Annotated in this window: 11 protein-coding genes and 1 riboswitch; of the genes, 9 read left to right on the top strand and 2 right to left on the bottom strand. The window is 47.3% G+C overall.

Features of this window, described 5'->3' with window-relative positions; translation table 11 throughout:
• Nucleotides 1-170 precede the first annotated feature (170 nt).
• A complete protein-coding gene (locus HQN90_RS24175) occupies nt 171-2,531 on the top strand; it encodes an S-layer homology domain-containing protein (protein ID WP_173223456.1) in 2,361 nt (786 codons plus the stop codon).
• Between the two features lie 970 nt (nt 2,532-3,501).
• Here HQN90_RS24175 and HQN90_RS24170 read toward each other — a convergent pair.
• Nucleotides 3,502-3,663, bottom strand: a complete 162-nt coding sequence (locus HQN90_RS24170) for a hypothetical protein (protein WP_167388041.1) — start codon at nt 3,661-3,663, stop codon at nt 3,502-3,504.
• 170 nt (nt 3,664-3,833) lie between these two features.
• Between HQN90_RS24170 and ilvA the strand changes: the two genes are divergently transcribed.
• The 7 genes from ilvA to HQN90_RS24135 all read left to right on the top strand — a co-directional run bounded on the left by ilvA (nt 3,834) and on the right by HQN90_RS24135 (nt 14,253).
• Nucleotides 3,834-5,090, top strand: a complete 1,257-nt coding sequence (gene ilvA, locus HQN90_RS24165) for a threonine ammonia-lyase IlvA (RefSeq protein WP_173223454.1) — start codon at nt 3,834-3,836, stop codon at nt 5,088-5,090.
• Nucleotides 5,091-5,154: 64 nt separating this feature from the next.
• Nucleotides 5,155-5,243, top strand: a riboswitch (cyclic di-GMP riboswitch).
• A 200-nt stretch (nt 5,244-5,443) separates the two neighbouring features.
• A complete protein-coding gene (locus HQN90_RS24160; RefSeq protein ID WP_173223452.1) occupies nt 5,444-6,982 on the top strand; it encodes an EAL domain-containing protein in 1,539 nt (512 codons plus the stop codon).
• Between the two features lie 258 nt (nt 6,983-7,240).
• Nucleotides 7,241-8,317 carry a BMP family lipoprotein gene (locus HQN90_RS24155; protein WP_173223450.1) on the top strand — a complete coding sequence of 359 codons (1,077 nt, stop codon included), beginning with the start codon at nt 7,241-7,243 and terminating at the stop codon, nt 8,315-8,317.
• 133 nt (nt 8,318-8,450) lie between these two features.
• Entirely contained in the window at nt 8,451-9,992 is a 1,542-nt protein-coding gene (locus HQN90_RS24150; protein WP_173223448.1) for an ABC transporter ATP-binding protein, read from the top strand.
• Nucleotides 9,985-11,064 carry an ABC transporter permease gene (locus tag HQN90_RS24145; protein ID WP_173223446.1) on the top strand — a complete coding sequence of 360 codons (1,080 nt, stop codon included), beginning with the start codon at nt 9,985-9,987 and terminating at the stop codon, nt 11,062-11,064. Before HQN90_RS24150 ends, HQN90_RS24145 begins: the two co-directional genes overlap by 8 nt.
• 1 nt (nt 11,065) lies before the next feature.
• Nucleotides 11,066-12,049, top strand: coding sequence for an ABC transporter permease (locus HQN90_RS24140; protein ID WP_173223443.1), 984 nt, complete (start codon nt 11,066-11,068; stop codon nt 12,047-12,049).
• A 176-nt stretch (nt 12,050-12,225) separates the two neighbouring features.
• Nucleotides 12,226-14,253, top strand: a complete 2,028-nt coding sequence (locus HQN90_RS24135; RefSeq protein WP_173223441.1) for a methyl-accepting chemotaxis protein — start codon at nt 12,226-12,228, stop codon at nt 14,251-14,253.
• Between the two features lie 133 nt (nt 14,254-14,386).
• Here HQN90_RS24135 and HQN90_RS24130 read toward each other — a convergent pair whose 3' ends face one another.
• A complete protein-coding gene (locus HQN90_RS24130; RefSeq protein WP_173223439.1) occupies nt 14,387-15,244 on the bottom strand; it encodes an AraC family transcriptional regulator in 858 nt (285 codons plus the stop codon).
• 199 nt (nt 15,245-15,443) lie between these two features.
• On the opposite strand from HQN90_RS24130, the gene HQN90_RS24125 reads away from it, so the two are divergent.
• Nucleotides 15,444-16,625 carry a galactokinase gene (locus HQN90_RS24125; RefSeq protein WP_173223437.1) on the top strand — a complete coding sequence of 394 codons (1,182 nt, stop codon included), beginning with the start codon at nt 15,444-15,446 and terminating at the stop codon, nt 16,623-16,625.
• Nucleotide 16,626: the final 1 nt, after the last annotated feature.

Below are 16,626 nucleotides of genomic sequence, written 5' to 3'. Positions count from 1 at the left end.
GAACGCCTTAAGGGTGGCTCGGGCATGTGCTTTTTTGTGTGCGATTGGATAAAAAAATAAATATAAGTCTGTCAGGCAACTTCCAAGCAACATTTTACCAATACGTTACGTTAGGAAATCGTAGATATCTTTTAGGTAAAAGCGTATAAACGCTAAGGAGGAAGATGACATTGAATATTGTCAAACAAGCTGGAACGTTGGTCCTCGCTTCCACATTGCTGCTAACCGCTGCTCCGGGTGTATGGGCGAACGAGGTCGTGGAGGGCAAAGCGATTTCTATGCCGTTAGCACCGGGGGATGGCAAGATGCAGGATGCCAAGATTACGAAAGAGCAAGCATTGGAGCGAGCTAAGACATACATAACGCTGCCGGAAGGATTTGCGTTGCAATCAATCAGCTTAAATGGGTATTACACCATGAATGGTCAGAATTTGCCGACTTGGAACATTTCGTATACACGCAAAGTGAAGGATCAGAACTATGGGTATCTGAGTGTGTCCATTAACGGTATGGACGGCACGCTGATGTCATTCTCGTTGAATGACAATGATCCTGCACATAAACCGAGCTATCCGCCAAAGGTAGATTTCAAAGCAGCCAAAGAGGTGGCTTCCACGTTCATTGCCAAAATCAATCCCGAGAAGCAGAAGGAACTTATCTATAATGATACGGAGGAGAAGGCATTTCGTACGCCTTTGAATGGCAATTATGTTTATAACCTTCGATATGATCGCTCGGTAGGCGGAGTTCCTTTTGGCATGAATGGGATTAATGTCAGCGTTAACGGGGATGGGCAAGTTACGAGCTACAACTACAATTGGCAGGATGATGTCACTTTCCCGGCTCAGATAACTCCGATATCCAAAGAGAAGGCGGCCCAATTGTTCCACGATAAAGCTGAGCTTTCTTTGCAGTATCAGATTCCGTACAGTGCTAGAGGCAAGAAACTTCCGATCATCTCGTATATGTTGAATCCATTTTCGCTGAATGCAGAGACCGGTGAGGTATGGAACCCGATTAAGGCAATGAATGGCCAGCAAGGGGTTAAGTCTTTGACTGATAAGCCTCTCGCAGCTGCGCAGCCGGCTAATTTGGATTTGACGAAGGAAGAGGCTGTGAAGAAAGTAGTCTCCGTATTTAATCTGCCAGCGGATTTCAAGCTCAGAGATGCTTCCTATAATGAAAGTACCGATCCAGAAACAGCAGAAACAAGCTCGAGCTGGAATTTGAGCTGGACGATAGAGGCTGAGAAGGATGCGGTGAGCAAGGTTCCAGGTAGAAGTGCGTGGGCCAATGTGAATAGCAAAACTGGAGAAATTATGAGCTTCAGCAGTTACATCCCTGCTGGTCCGGATGCTCCCAAAGATATTGAAGGCAAAATTGCCTACGCGGATGCGGTCACCAAAGCCGTTGATCTAGTAAAACAACAGCTTCCTGCCTACACAGATCAGTTAGTGCTTCGCGTACAGTCCGAGAAGGATTATACGGCAGAGCAACTGAAACAGCTGCGGAATTGGGATATTCATTTCAATCGCGTCATCGACGGGGTCAGTGCAAACAATGAGGAAGTGTCCGTCAGCATTGATCGGGTCACCGGTCAAATAACGAACTATAATTTCTCCATCAGTTCTTTGCCGTATCCGAAACAGAAGCCGGAAGTGCTGGCTATTAATAAAGCCAAAGATCTCTGGCTCGCACAGTTTGATATACAGCTCAATTATACGCTTGAGGATACTGGATACATTGGCGGCATACCGATTGAGAAGTATCGTGTGATGATTGCAGCCGGAGTAACTCCGCCTTCTTCTGCTTCGACTACGAGTGAGAAAAAGGTAGCTAAGCTTGTCTACTCGCTCATTCCCAAATACAACCGTGATGCTTATCTGTTGGACGCACAAACGGGTGTCTGGCGCAATAGCCAAACGGGCGAGACGATCTCCTTGGATAAAATCGTCGTCAGCGATATCGACAATCATTGGGCTAAGAATGAGCTGCAGCTTATGCTGGATTACCAAGCCTTGGATGTGAAGGACGGCAAGGTGAATCCGGATCAACTGATTAAGCGTGGCGAACTGGTCAAAATGCTCGTCATTGCCATGAATGGCGGAGGTGGCGGCATTTATTACGGAGCGGAACGGAAGGCTTCCTTTGCGGATGTGAGCAACTCTTCGCCGTATTTCGCATACGTCGAAAATGCGGTTGATCGCGGCTTGCTGGACGGCGGCACGGATTTCAACCCAGATGCTACCCTGGACCGCGAAGATATGGCGCAGCTGATTGTGAAGGCGCTGGGCTACAAGGCTTTAACGAAGTTTGATGGTGTCTTTAATCAACAGTTTGCCGATGCTGCCAAGCTCAAACAGGTAGGTGTCGCTGCCATTGTAGTGGGGCTGGATATTATGACGCTGACTAACGGGCAATTCTCACCGCAGCAGGAAGTAACGAAAGCACAAGCAGCTAGCGCGTTCTACCGCTTCCTGCAGAAGCGTTCCGAGCTTCAGGATCAGGATCAGCCGCGAATTTATTACTAAAGCAAGTTGGACATAGGGCTGTCCCTGAGTAGGAAATCTACTTGGGGGCGGCTTTATTTGGCGATACACCCTACCTCTAGCGCGGTCGCTCCTCTATGGCCTCGATAGAGGTTTTCTCATTTTGCGCTTTTGTGATGCCTGGGTGAGTTGGGGGAGCAGAGTGAGCTGAATGAGCAGAGTGAGCAGAGTGAGCTGGGTGGGCTGGAGTGAGTAGAGTGAGTTGGGTGAACTAGGGTGAGTTGGAGTGAACTGTGTGGGCTGGAGTGAGTAGAGTGAGTTGGGTGAACTAGGTGAGTTGAAGTGAGCAGAGTGAACTGGAGTGAGTTGGAGTGTGCTGGGTGGGCTGGAGTGAGTAGAGTAAGTTGGGTGAACTAGGGTGAGTTGAAGCGAGCAGAGTGAACTGGAGTGAGTAGAAGTGAGGTGGATTAGTCCTGCAAGCTGCCGTATGCGCGCCGCATTTCGTCAGAACCGCCTCAGTCGTGCATATTTCGCAGAATTCCTGCGATTATGCATCCTTTTTGCTCTTGGGATAGCCTAAATCAAGGAATTCCTGCAATTATGCATGCTTTTGAAGCCAAATCTGGTTGCGAGGATGAAAAAGTCTAAAAAGCCTGCACAATCGCAGGCTTTTCCGCTTTTCGCACGATTTTCTTGAAAAAGCCTGCACAATTGCAGGCTTTAGAATCCTCCTATGGCAGACGTTCAGAATTCTCCTCCCATCGCAGGCGTTCAGAATCAATGAACCAACTGCCCTGCTCGATGGAACCCAAGTTCCCGATAAACGCGGATGCAGAGAAGGGTGCAGAAGTTTTCGCCCTGCCACCAGCGGCGCCAACGTCTCCCAGCCTAGATTCTGCGAGAAATTCTCTTGATAATTCTGTTAACGATTCTGTTAACGGTTCTGTCAGAAATTTCGTCGGAGATCCAGGTTGTATTCCCGTTTAAGATACATTTGCCCAGACAGTCCTTTTTAGAACATCGGGAAGACATAACGAACCAAGAAGTACAGAATACCGAAAATAATCACAATATAAGCGGCGTATTTGATAAAGGTGGAAGCAACTAAACTTGAATCCGATTTCTTCTCCACATGGCGTTCTTCGATATCAATATTACGTGGTTGTGTTGACATGAGAATCACTCCTTTTTGAAGGTATCTTGCTTACTAATACCCTGTTCATCATGGCGTGAAACACCGTTATCCAAGCATTTCCAGCAACATTTCCTTACAGATGATAGGAGATATGCTACAATAAACTTTAAAACTTTATTCAAGATGTGATGGAAAGGGAGTAGAAGATAATGGTTGTTTCCGGAAAAGTAGGTTTGGAAGATATTATTAGGGCCAATCATGTGCTCAGCAAGGTGATCGAACCATCGCCATTGCAACGCAATGAGCTGCTCTCGAACTTGTATGAATGCAACGTTTATCTCAAACGTGAAGATATGCAAATCGTTCGCTCTTTCAAAATTCGTGGAGCTTACAATGTCATTCAAAGCTTAACGGCGGAGGAGCGCGAAGCTGGTGTTGTATGTGCGAGCGCCGGCAACCACGCGCAGGGTGTAGCTTATTCTTGCAAGCAGCTGGGCATTGAGGGCAAAATTTTTATGCCGACGACGACGCCTAGACAGAAAATTTCCCAAGTGAAGCTCTTCGGCGGTTCTTTTGTTGAGGTTATTCTCACTGGGGATTCTTTCGATGATTCTTCCGCTCAGGCCAAAGCCTATTGCGAACAAGAAAACAAAGTGTTCATCCACCCCTTCGATGATGTGCGGACGATTGCGGGACAAGGCACAGTGGGTCTGGAGATTATGAATCAAATGTCGGAGACCCCTGATTACATATTCGCAACAATCGGCGGCGGAGGTCTTGTAGCGGGCGTAGCTACGTATGTAGACAGCGTGTCGCCTCGCACACGAATCATCGGGGTTGAGCCAGAGGGCGCAGCCAGTATGACAGAATCCTTGCAGCAAGGTAAAGTTGTGACGTTGCCCACGATTGAGAAGTTTGTAGATGGCGCAGCTGTGAAGCAGGTAGGTGAACTTACGTTCGAGATTTGCAAAGATAAGCTGGAGGATATCGTCATTATTCCTTCCGGCAAAGAGTGTACAACCATACTAGAGTTATATAACAATAACGCGATCGTTATTGAGCCTGCTGGAGCACTTCCAGTCGCTGCGCTGGATGCGTATCGGGAGCAGATTCGCGGCAAGAATGTCGTCTGCATCATCAGCGGCGGCAACAATGATATTGACCGCATGCAGCAGATCAAAGAAAGATCTCTGATCTATGAGGGCTTGAAGCACTACTTTATTCTCAATTTCCCGCAGCGGGCGGGCGCATTGCGAGAATTTCTCGAGGAGGTCCTAGGACCGACCGATGATATCACGCGATTTGAATATACCAAAAAGAATAACCGCGACGATGCACCTGCACTCGTTGGCATTGAGCTCAAAAACAAGGATGATTACGAAGGATTAATAGAGCGCCTGTCCCAGAAGGATTATGGCTATATCGAAATCAATAAGGATCCCAAATTATTTAATTTGCTGATCTAAGTTCCATTAGCCAAATTCAGAGCGGATATGGTATAGTTATTTAGTCCCAGTAAAATTACTTATATCGTGTAAAAGGCAAACTTATCGAAAGGTAAGGACGCAAAGTTACAGATCTAATGTTGCTTATGCAATGATGATGGCTGTGCTGCCGACAGGTTGAAGCTTACCTAACAGGTATACCTACGGCTATTCCAATTTGGAATAGCCTTTTTTGACCCACAAATAGAAAGTGTGAGTTATCGGTTCCCGAAAATGTCTTTCTATTTGGCGATACAACCTACCTCTAAACGCGGTCGTTCCTTTTTGAATGGCCTCGATAGAGGTTTTCTCTTATTAGAACGGAGGATTGTTGAGTGAGAAGCTACTTGGACAAGTGGAAACGGCATATGAAAGCGCGCGCATTTGTTTATTTGGGTGTGCTTGGTTTTCTGTTGTTGACGGCTAATTTGCTAGCGGCGGCTTCCTTTGCTTTGGAACCTAGCGTCGTCCTTGGTTTAGTCATCCAAGCGGTTATCGTTTTCTTAATTGCCCTGAGTATCCGGCAGCTGCGGCTGACGAAACGAACGCAGGAGGCCAAGAGTGAACAATTAGAATTTCTGGCCTATCACGATACCTTAACCGGATTGCCCAATCGCCGATTATTCGATGATCGCTTGGAGCGGGCGCTTCTGCATGCACAGCGGAGTGAGCAGCTGACGGCTGTTATGTTCTTGGATATGGACAGGTTCAAGGACATCAACGATTCGCTAGGTCACGCATATGGAGATCGATTGATCCGGCTTGCGGCCCAGCGCTTGCTAGGCTGCTTGCGGGGGGCGGACACGGTGTATAGGCAAGGCGGCGACGAGTTTGCCATTCTACTGGAATCCTTTGCGAAGCCGGAGGATGTGAGAGTTGTCGCGGAGCGCATTCAGATGGCACTCGAAGAGTCTTTTATTTTGGAGGGGAAGCCGGTAACGATAACGGCAAGTATTGGTATTGCCTTATATCCGTTGGATGGATCAACGGCAGAGCAGCTGCTTGACCATGCGGACGAGGCTATGTATGCAGCCAAAAAGAGAGGCAGCAACCAGTTCCGATTCTATGCGCCGGACATTGATGCAATGGTGAAGAGCAAGGCTCTTATGGAATCTGAGCTTCGCCATGCCTTAGAGAATAAGCAATTCGAGCTGCTGTACCAACCGCAATACGAAATTGCAAGTCAGAAGTTAATTGGCATGGAGGCTATTCTGCACTGGAGCAAGGGAGAAACGCTCCTTCAGACGGACGGGGACTGGCGGAAAGCTGCGGAAGAGATGGGCTTCATGGTCCCTATCGGCAAGTGGGCAGTCCAAACAGCGTGCTGGCAGGTGAACAGTTGGCAGGAAGCAGGGTTTTCGGCATTAAGAATGACTATAACCGTTACCGCCTCGCAGTTTAGAGATGAGAGGTTTATTGAAGAAATCGCCCTTGCGCTGAAAGAATCAGCGATTGATCCGGGGCAGATTGAGCTCGATCTGACGGAAAGCATCACCTCTTCGAATGTGCAGGAGGCAAGCGAGAAGCTCATTCTTCTTAAGAAAATGGGTGTGCGTATTGCCTTGGATGACTTGTGTACAGGTTTGTTTACACGAAGCGGGCTCGAGGGCATGCCGCTGGATAGCGTGAAGCTGGACAGCACGCTGGTGCGAGATTTGGTGGATGATGACGAGAACCAGCTACTGGCCGCTGCCATTATTCGCATGGCTCACCGACTGGGCTTAAATCTCATTGCGAAGGGTGTCGATACGAAGGAACAGCTGGAATATTTGAGGTTTCTGCAGTGTACGGAAGTTCAAGGAAAGTTGTTCAGCAGCCCGCTGAATTCCGAGCAATTTCTAAGCCTTTTGAACGATAAAAATATAAATAGGTAATATGGATTTTATTGACCGGCGGTAGTATAATAAATAATTGGGGCTTGGAGCCTAGATTGTCCGTGGGTACAAAAAGGCTATGTCAACTTGTTTGACATCACGAATTATGTTAATTTACTCGTGTATTGCTTTTCAGTTTGTGATCAACATGATACACTCGAGAATAGCCAGTCTTACATAATTCAACTAGTTCTGGTCAACCTATTGGAATGGGATTCCAAGGTGGAAATTAAAATTAATTTTTTGGGGGTAACATTGATGAAAAAAGTACTATCTACAGCACTTATGGCTGTAACAGTTTCCGCGCTTGCTCTATCTGGTTGTGGTGCAAAAAAAGAAGAAACCAAACCAGCCGCATCAGGCACTCCGGCAGCTAGTGCAGCAGCAACAGCGTCCGCAGCACCAAGCAACAACAGTGGTAAAGATGTCAAAATCGGAATGGTTACAGATATTGGCGGCGTCAACGATAAATCATTTAACCAAAGCGCATGGGAAGGCTTGAAAGCTCTTGAGAAGCAAACCGGCGCTAAAGTGAAAAACCTGGAAAGTAAAAGCGATGCAGATTACACGCCTAACTTAAACCAATTCGTGAAAGACGGCTACAACCTGACTTGGGGTATTGGCTTCTTGATGGGCGATGCACTTAAAACGGTAGCTACTCAAAATCCGAATGCTAAATTAGCGATTATTGATAACGTAGTTGAAGCTCCAAACGTAGAATCGGTTACTTTCTCTGAACAAGAGGGATCTTACCTTGTTGGTGTGGTTGCAGGTCTTACAACTAAATCGAACAAAATCGGTTTCGTTGGCGGCGTTGACATCCCGGTTATCAAACGTTTTGAAGCCGGTTTCGTAGCTGGCGTTAAAGCAGTAAACCCGAACGCGACAATCAAAATTAACTATACAGGTGCATTTGATAAGCCTGACCTTGGTAAAGCAGCAGCAGCTACGATCTACAACGACGGCGCTGACATCATTTTCCACGCAGCTGGTTCCACAGGTAACGGTGTGTTCAACGAAGCGAAAGACCGCACGAAAAATGGTAAAAAAGTATGGGTTATCGGCGTAGATAAAGACCAATCCCTTGAGTTCGGCGATGAAGTGACATTGACTTCCATGTTGAAACGTGTTGATAACGCGGTATCCCGTGTTTCCAAAGACGTAATCGACAACAAATTCCAAGGCGGCAAGGTTGTTGTACTTGGTCTGAAAGACGATGGTGTAGGCCTTCCAGAAACATCCAAGAAAAACGTGTCTGCCGAAATCTTGAAAAAAGTAGACGAGTATAAAGCAAAAATCATCAGCGGCGAAATCAAAGTTCCTGAAAAACCTTAATAGGTCAAGAAAAAGTCATGGCATAGCGGTTTCGAGCGATAGATTTACTTTCTGTTCAAACAAGGCTAGTTATCTTAACTAGCCTTGTTCTTTAGTTTTAAGGAAATACAAAATTGATCATTAGGGTGATCTTATGAGTGAAGTAGTGCCTGTTGTTGAGTTAAGCAACATTACGAAGCGATTTCCAGGTATCGTGGCGAATGACGCCATAAGTTTGAAGCTCCAAAAGGGTGAGATTCATGCTCTCCTTGGTGAGAATGGCGCGGGGAAGTCCACGCTGATGAATATTTTGTTCGGTTTATATCAACCGGACGAGGGCTTTATTAAAGTGCAAGGCAAAGAAGTGTTTATTGATAGCCCGAATCGGGCGATTGAGCTGGGCATTGGTATGGTGCATCAGCATTTCAAGCTGGTTCAGCCTTTTACCGTGACGGAAAACATTATTTTGGGCATGGAGCCGAAAAAAGGGTCTGCGATTGACTACAAAACTGCGCAAGATAAAGTTCGCAAGTTATCGGAGCAATATGGTTTGCGTGTTGATCCAAAAGCAAGAATCGAGGATATTTCCGTCGGTATGCAGCAGCGCGTCGAAATATTGAAAACGCTGTATCGCGGTGCCGATATTCTAATTTTTGATGAACCAACAGCTGTACTAACGCCGCAAGAAATTAGTGAATTGATGGTCATTATGCGCAATTTGGTCAATGAGGGCAAATCCATCATTCTCATTACACATAAGCTGAAAGAAATTATGGAGATTGCCGATACCGTGACGATTATTCGCCGTGGGAAGGTCATTGATACCTTGGTCTGCGCACAGGCGAATCCGCAAATTTTGGCGGAGAAGATGGTCGGGCGCGATGTGACCTTCAAAGTGAACAAGGCAGAAGTGAAACTTGGACAGCCTGTTCTGCAGGTACAGGAGTTGGTTGCCCGCAGTCACCAAGGACTTCCCGCTTTGAAGGGACTCAATTTCGAGGTGAAGGCCGGAGAAATTCTGGGCATCGCCGGTGTAGATGGCAATGGACAAAGCGAACTGATCGAGGCTTTAACAGGGCTGCGCGCCGTGGATAGCGGACGTGTGCTGCTGATGGGAAGCGATATCACGAACCATACGCCGCGCGAAATTTCGGAAGCAGGACTATCCCATATTCCGGAAGATCGGCACAAGCACGGACTCGTCCTGGATTTCACAATGAGTGAAAACATGGTCTTGGAAACGTATTTCCACCCTGCTTATAATAAAGCGGGCTTCCTGAATTATGAGGCGATTGATAAACATGCGGAAGCGCTGATCAAGCAGTTCGACGTCAGAACGCCAAGCATCTACAACAAGGCGCGTTCCTTGTCCGGAGGCAATCAGCAGAAAGCGATTATTGCTCGGGAAATATACAAGAATCCGAATCTGTTGATCGCCGCTCAACCTACGAGAGGCTTGGACGTAGGCGCCATTGAATTCGTGCACCGCCAATTGATCGAGCAGCGGAACAAAGGCAAGGCCGTTTTGCTGATTTCTTTTGAACTGGATGAAATTATGAACGTCTCAGATCGGATTGCCGTTATCTACGAAGGACAGATTGTGGGAGAAGTGCTGCCGCAAGAAACGAACGATCAAGAGATTGGTCTGCTCATGGCCGGCAGCAAGCGCACAGAGAAAGGAGCTGCTCATGAATAAGGTTGCTCGCATTTTGACAAGTGAATCAGCGGTGAATCCAATCGTGGCGATTATACTGGGGCTGTTATTCGGAGCACTCGTTATGCTGGTTGGCGGCTACAATCCGATTGCTGCGTATGCCGCGCTATTTTCCCGTATTTTTGGAAACTCGTATGATATCGGTGAATCCATTCGTGCGATTACGCCTTTGATTTTAACGGGATTATCCGTTGCCTTTGCTTTCCGGACAGGCCTGTTTAATATTGGTGCCGAAGGGCAATTTATTATGGGGATGACGGGCGCTACCTTTATCGGGGTTAAAATACATGGACTGCCGTGGATCGTACACGCTCCTTTGGCCGTTATTGTCGGCGCGCTTGTCGGCGGACTCTGGGGAGCGATTGCTGGCTATTTGAAAGCCAAACGCGGAGTGAACGAAGTTATTACAACGATCATGCTGAACTGGATTGCGTTGTTCTTCTCGAACTATATCGTCAATCAATTTCTGCTTGAGCCTAAGCAGCAGCGTTCCTATATGATTCAGGACTCAGCTTCACTGAGCATCACATGGTTATCTGATCTGATGAATCATGCGCGAATTCACTGGGGGACCGTGATCGCGCTGCTTGCCGCAGTTGTGTTCTACATCATCCTCTGGAAAACGAAGCAGGGCTATGAGCTGCGCGCTGTCGGCCATAATTTGGATGCCGCCAAATACGCAGGAATGAATGTGAACCGCAATATTATCAAAGCCATGTTCATTTCCGGGATTTTCGCAGGACTTGGCGGTGTGTTTGAAGTGCTGGGTGTCTTCCACTATCAGGTCGTTGCCGCAGGATCGCCGGGCTATGGGTTTGACGGTATAGCGGTGTCTCTATTAGGGGCGAATAATCCAATCGGGATTGTCCTGGGGGCTGCTTTGTTTGGAGGATTATCCTACGGTTCAGCAGGGATGAGCTTCGGTGCCGATGTGCCGCCGGAAATTATCCGTATCGTCATCGGTTCGGTGATCTTCTTCGTAGCCACGCAAGGCATCGTTAAGTGGGTACTGATTCCATTCTATAGCAAACGCAAGAAAGAGAGGGCTTCGTAATATGGACCTGCTCACGATGCTTAACGCGTTTTTCTCAAAATTTAGTGAACTTATTAATACGACACTGGTCTACTCGACGGCACTTATCTTCGGAGCTTTGGGCGGTATTTTCTCAGAGCGTTCGGGGGTTGTCAATATTGGGATTGAAGGTCTCATGGTTTCCGGTGCTTTCGCTTCGGCCGTGGGCGCCTATTATGCGGAAGAGGCCAATATGGGAATTTGGTCCCCGTGGATTGGCTTGCTCACTGCTATGGTGTTTGCGCTAATTTTCGCGCTTATTCATGCGGTAGCGACGATTACCTTCAAAGCAAACCAAGTCATCAGCGGTGTCGTCATTAACTTTTTGGCTGCAGGTGTAACTTTGTATCTGGTCAAAGTATTGTTCAATGGCGCTGGTCAAACAGAAACATTAAACGATGTTTTTTCCAAATGGGAGATCCCGCTGCTATCTAAAATACCTTACATCGGCCCTGCGTTTTTCAATGCTTACCCGACGACGTATATTGCTTTAATTCTCGTTGCTGTTACCTACTACGTCTTGTTCAAAACCCCATTCGGACTGCGCCTTCGCTCTGTTGGCGAGCACCCAAGCGCCGCGGATACCGTTGGGATCAAAGTGAAACGAATCCGTTATATCGCGGTACTGATTAGCGGGATGCTGGGTGGTCTCGGCGGGGCAACGATTACGTTGACTACGACTAGCGCCTTCTCGCATAACACGATCTCAGGCCAAGGCTTCATCGCGATGGCGGCTATGATCTTCGGCAAGTGGCATCCGGTTGGTGCGCTGGGCGCGGCCGTCTTCTTCGGAATGGCGCAAGCGCTCAACAACTTCATGCGGTTGTTCGACTTCTCCAAAGACATTCCTCAGGAATTTCTCTACATGCTGCCTTACGTCTTGACGATTCTGGTCTTGGCGGGCGCGGTAGGACGGGCCAAAGCGCCTTCGGCGCTCGGTGAGCCTTACGATCCGGGTAAAAGATAATTAAGCTAAGAACACCTTCAAGGGAAGTGACCTTGGAGGTGTTTTTGTGTTTCAACATCGTCCATAGCGAACCTAGCTGCGGTCTTATTTGTTTATATCGTATTTTGCAGGAATTTGTCGAAATTAATAAGAATTTATGAGAGAAATGATTTCAAATTGAAGGGGAGGGAAAGTTAATGCGTTTACAGAAAACGGCTGTTGCAAGTGGTTGGGCAAGATCCGTTTCGTTGAAGTCTTTCAAAGCTAGAATGACAGTCATCTTTCTTATGATCGCGTTGGTTCCGATGTTATTTAGTACGATCTTTTCTTCCTATTATTTGAAAAATGTCGTGACAGATGAAGTTCACTCCAAGGAAGAGAGTGTTCTCAAAGCAGATGCAACGGCAATTGACTATTCAATCCAACGCCAAATTTCGATTCTGAATGAAATACTTAAATTTGATGAGATCAAAAGCGGAAATGAGCAAGAAATCATAAAGACGCTTAAAAAATTTGAACTAGCCAATAAGGACGTGGAGCAGTATATCTATGTCAACAAAGACGATATTGCCTTAACAACTGCAGGGCAAAAAATTCCTGTAGCCGACCGCGACTATATCAAGCAAGCGAGGCAAACCAAAAAACCGGTCAGCTCGGATTTGCTCGTTAGCAAATCAACCGGAAATCATATTGTCGTATTATTTGTCCCGCTGCTGGATGATAAGCAAAATTATATCGGCGGGTTATTCAGTCCAATTACAACGGATAATCTCGCGGTCTACACAAAGACGATTCAGATCGGCAAGTCTGGTTACGGCTATTTGATGTCGCCATCTGGAGCGCTCTTAACGCACCCAGACACAGATAAGATAGGGAAGAACATGGACAGCGTGTTTACGCCAAAGGAAGCTGCCCAATTCAAAGAGACCGTCTTGAAAGAAGAGCGTGGCAGATTTAACTTTACAGGCGAGGATGGGGTTGTCAAAGAGATCACCTTTGAAACAATTCCTTCGACTGGTTGGAAGTTGGTTGCAAATCTGGTCAATGCAGAAGTCTACAGCTCTGTGAAAACGGCGAATCAAGTATCCATATGGCTGGCAGTCCTTACTACTATTCTCGTAGCGGCTATCGCCTTAGCAGTCTCCAACTCTATCACAAAACCGATTCTTGCCATAACGGAAGCTGTTAAGAAGATGGCACAAGGAGACTTAACGCCAAGACTTGCCATCCAGCGAAGTGATGAACTAGGCGAGCTTGCCGGCAACATGAATCAGATGCTGGATTCTTTCGGAGATATTGTTGGCAAAGCCAGTTATACTGCGGAGCAGTTAGGGGCTTCATCGGAAGAGCTGACGGCTGTTGCTGCTGAATCAGTAGGGATCTCTAATCGTATTGCGGAGTCCATCCACGAAGTGTTCAACGCAACTAAAGGGCAGCTGCAAGGAGCGGAGCAAACGTCCACGGCGATGGGGGAAATGGCAATTGGCGTACAGCGTATTGCTGAATCCTCCTCTGTGGTGACGGAAGCCTCGCAGGCTTCTCTGCAAGAAGTACAACAAGGACGTGAGGCCATTCATCAGGCAATCCAACAGATGAAATTCATTCATGAATCGGTAGGGAAATCAGCAGCAGATATGAGGGATCTGGAGCAGTATTCGCATAAAATCGGAGAAATTGTCTCGGTGATCAGCGAAATCACCAGCCAAACGCAGCTCCTTTCACTGAATGCTTCGATCGAAGCAGCACGAGCGGGCGAACAAGGACGAGGGTTCGCGGTGGTGGCGAATGAGGTGAAGAAACTGGCAGAACAGTCCTCTTCCTCAGCTGCCCATATCTCTACGCTGATTCGTGAGGTACAGACATCGACGATGAGAGCCGTACAAGCGATGAACAAAGGTGTTATAGACGTAGGGAAAGGGTCAGAGCTGATTGATACTGCGGGGCAAGTTTTTAATCGCGTTACCGTGGCGTTTCAGGAGATTTCCAATCAAATTCAGGAAGTGTCGGCGGCTTCAGAGGAAATGTCAGCTGGAACGGAAGAGGTCACGGCATCCATGAACGAGATTGTTCATATGACCAAAGCCTCTCATGATCATGGACAGGGCATTTCGGAAGGATCGAAGAAACAGCTTTCTTCCATGGAAGAAATATCTGCTTCGGCGGAGGATTTAAGCACTATGGCACAAGAACTGCAAGAATCGCTGGCGAGATTCAGAACTCGCTAGGCGGGGCTAGGAAATAAGGTCAACCAGTGATGACTGGTTGGCCTTATTTTTGTTCTGTGTGAATGCTGCACTCAAGATCAGCAAAATAATATAAAGTGCCCAGAAGTCTGCGATGGGGCGATGAGCGAGCTTTTCATAATGACTTCATCTGATTGCGGTACTCGCTTGGCGAAACACCATACCAACGCCGGAATTGCTTGGAGAAATAGAGGGGATCATAGAAGCCAACCGAGGATGCAATTTGTTCGATGGTAAGTTCGAGCCGCTCCCGAAGAAGCAGTCGTGCCTTATCGACACGAAGCTGGAGCAGAAAGGTGACAGGCGTTACTTTGGTATGGCGCTTGAACATGCGAGATAAATAGGCGCGATTGTACCCCAAGCTTTCGGCCATCAGCTCAATGGTGATCGGCTCGGCGTATTGGGTGGATAAGTAATGAATCGCTTGCTGCACGATGCGGTCGCTTTCCGCTTCAGAGATAAACCCGACAGCCGTAGAAGCGGATAGGGATTCACAATATTCACCGAGCAAAAGGTGCAGATAGCCAATCGATTTCAGCTGCGCATTTGATTTTTTGGACCTCAGCGCTTGCTGGATCTGGCGAAATAGGACAGGAATATGCCGATTCCGTGTAGTGTGTATAATAGGTACTAGGGGATTTAAGCCTGTGGAGGAAAGGAATGCCGCAGCTTGCGCGCCTGTAAAAGCAATCCAGCAATAATGCCACGGATCGGATTCGTCTGATACATAGCTGATCAACTGCTCGGGCTCAATGACGAAGCTGTCCCCAGCGCTGAGCGCATACTCTTCGCCTTGCGAGGAGAACACGCCTTTCCCTGAAATCACATAGTGGATCAGAAAATAGTCATACACCTTGGGGCCTAATCGGTGCTCGGGCTTCGTTTGACTTTCCCCTGCGAACAGCACGGTTAATGAATGGGCTTCAGCAGGCAGAGGGTTTGAAACGACGTAATAGCTTTCCGGCTTGGTCATGGCGTCTGCACATCTCCGTTCAATGGTTTTCGTCTGATTTGACTTTACCATAAAAGGGGTCAAATAAGAAATTCAAAGATCACATTTTTCCATGTGAAAATAACATGCCTCCATAGCCAATATGAGGTTCTTCTCGTATACTGAGGTTACAAAGTTACTTCTCTTCTTCATTCCAAAAAATCTAAAGGCGGTGCCAATAATGGCAGATCTGCAAGCTTTAAAAGACACGTTTATTGAAATTTACGGGAATTCGGCAGCGGCAATTTCAGCTTTTCATGCTCCAGGACGGGTGAATTTGATCGGTGAGCATACGGATTATAATGGCGGCTATGTTTTTCCGGCAGCTTTAACCTTCGGAACAACGCTCATCATTCGTCCAAGACAAGATCGTGTTATTGGGTTTGCATCGACCAACTTGGCACTTCGCAAACAAATTTCCATAGATGACTTGTCTTACCAGGAAGAGGATGATTGGATCAACTATCCAAAAGGCATCTTCGTTCATTTGGCCAAAGAAGGTTTCCCAGTTACTCAAGGGTATGACCTACTATTCCACGGTGAAATTCCGAATGGCGCAGGGCTTTCCTCATCGGCTTCAATTGAAGTTGTCACAGCTTTCAGCTTGCTTACGCTTGAGAAATATCCCGTCGACACGGTGAAAATTGCCCTGCTCGCACAGAAAACAGAGAACCAGTTCGTTGGCGTTAACTGCGGCATCATGGACCAGTTCGCCGTAGCCAATGGTAAGAAGGATCATGCGATTCTGTTGATGTGTGACACACTCGAATATTGCCATGTTCCTTTCCAAAGCGGCAGCTATAAGCTGGTTATCGGGAATACGAACAAACGCAGGGGTCTCGTAGACTCCGCTTATAACGAGAGACGCAGCCAATGCGAGCAGGCCGTAACTTATCTTCAAAAGCAGTTCCCTTCCATCACGCTGCTGGGACAATTAAATCTAGCTCAATTCAACGAGTTCAAGCACTTGATTCCGGACGAAACGGTTCTTCGCAGAGCGCAGCATGTTGTTGAAGAAATTGACCGTGTTCTTAAATCGATCGAGGTGCTGGAAGCGAACGACCTTGAATCTTTTGGCAAGCTGATGATCGGTTCTCATGATTCCTTGCGTGACCTCTATGAAGTAACAGGCGTGGAGCTGGATACCATGGTAGCGGCGGCGCTCAAAGTTCCCGGTGTGCTTGGCGCACGGATGACAGGCGCTGGCTTCGGCGGATGTACAGTTTCCTTAGTTCATGAAGACAGTGTTCAAACCTTTATCGATCAAGTGGGTAAAGAATATACAGAAATAACAGGCCTGACACCTAGCTTCTACGTGTGCGATATCGGCAATGGTGTTGAGCAAGTCGGGGAGGCGTTGTAAG

The sequence above is a fragment of the Paenibacillus alba genome, assembly GCF_013204855.1.
Lineage (GTDB): Bacteria > Bacillota > Bacilli > Paenibacillales > NBRC-103111 > Paenibacillus_E > Paenibacillus_E alba.
The sequence above is the reverse complement of the archived record's forward strand: the minus strand, read 5'-3'. Positions and strand labels throughout refer to the sequence as shown.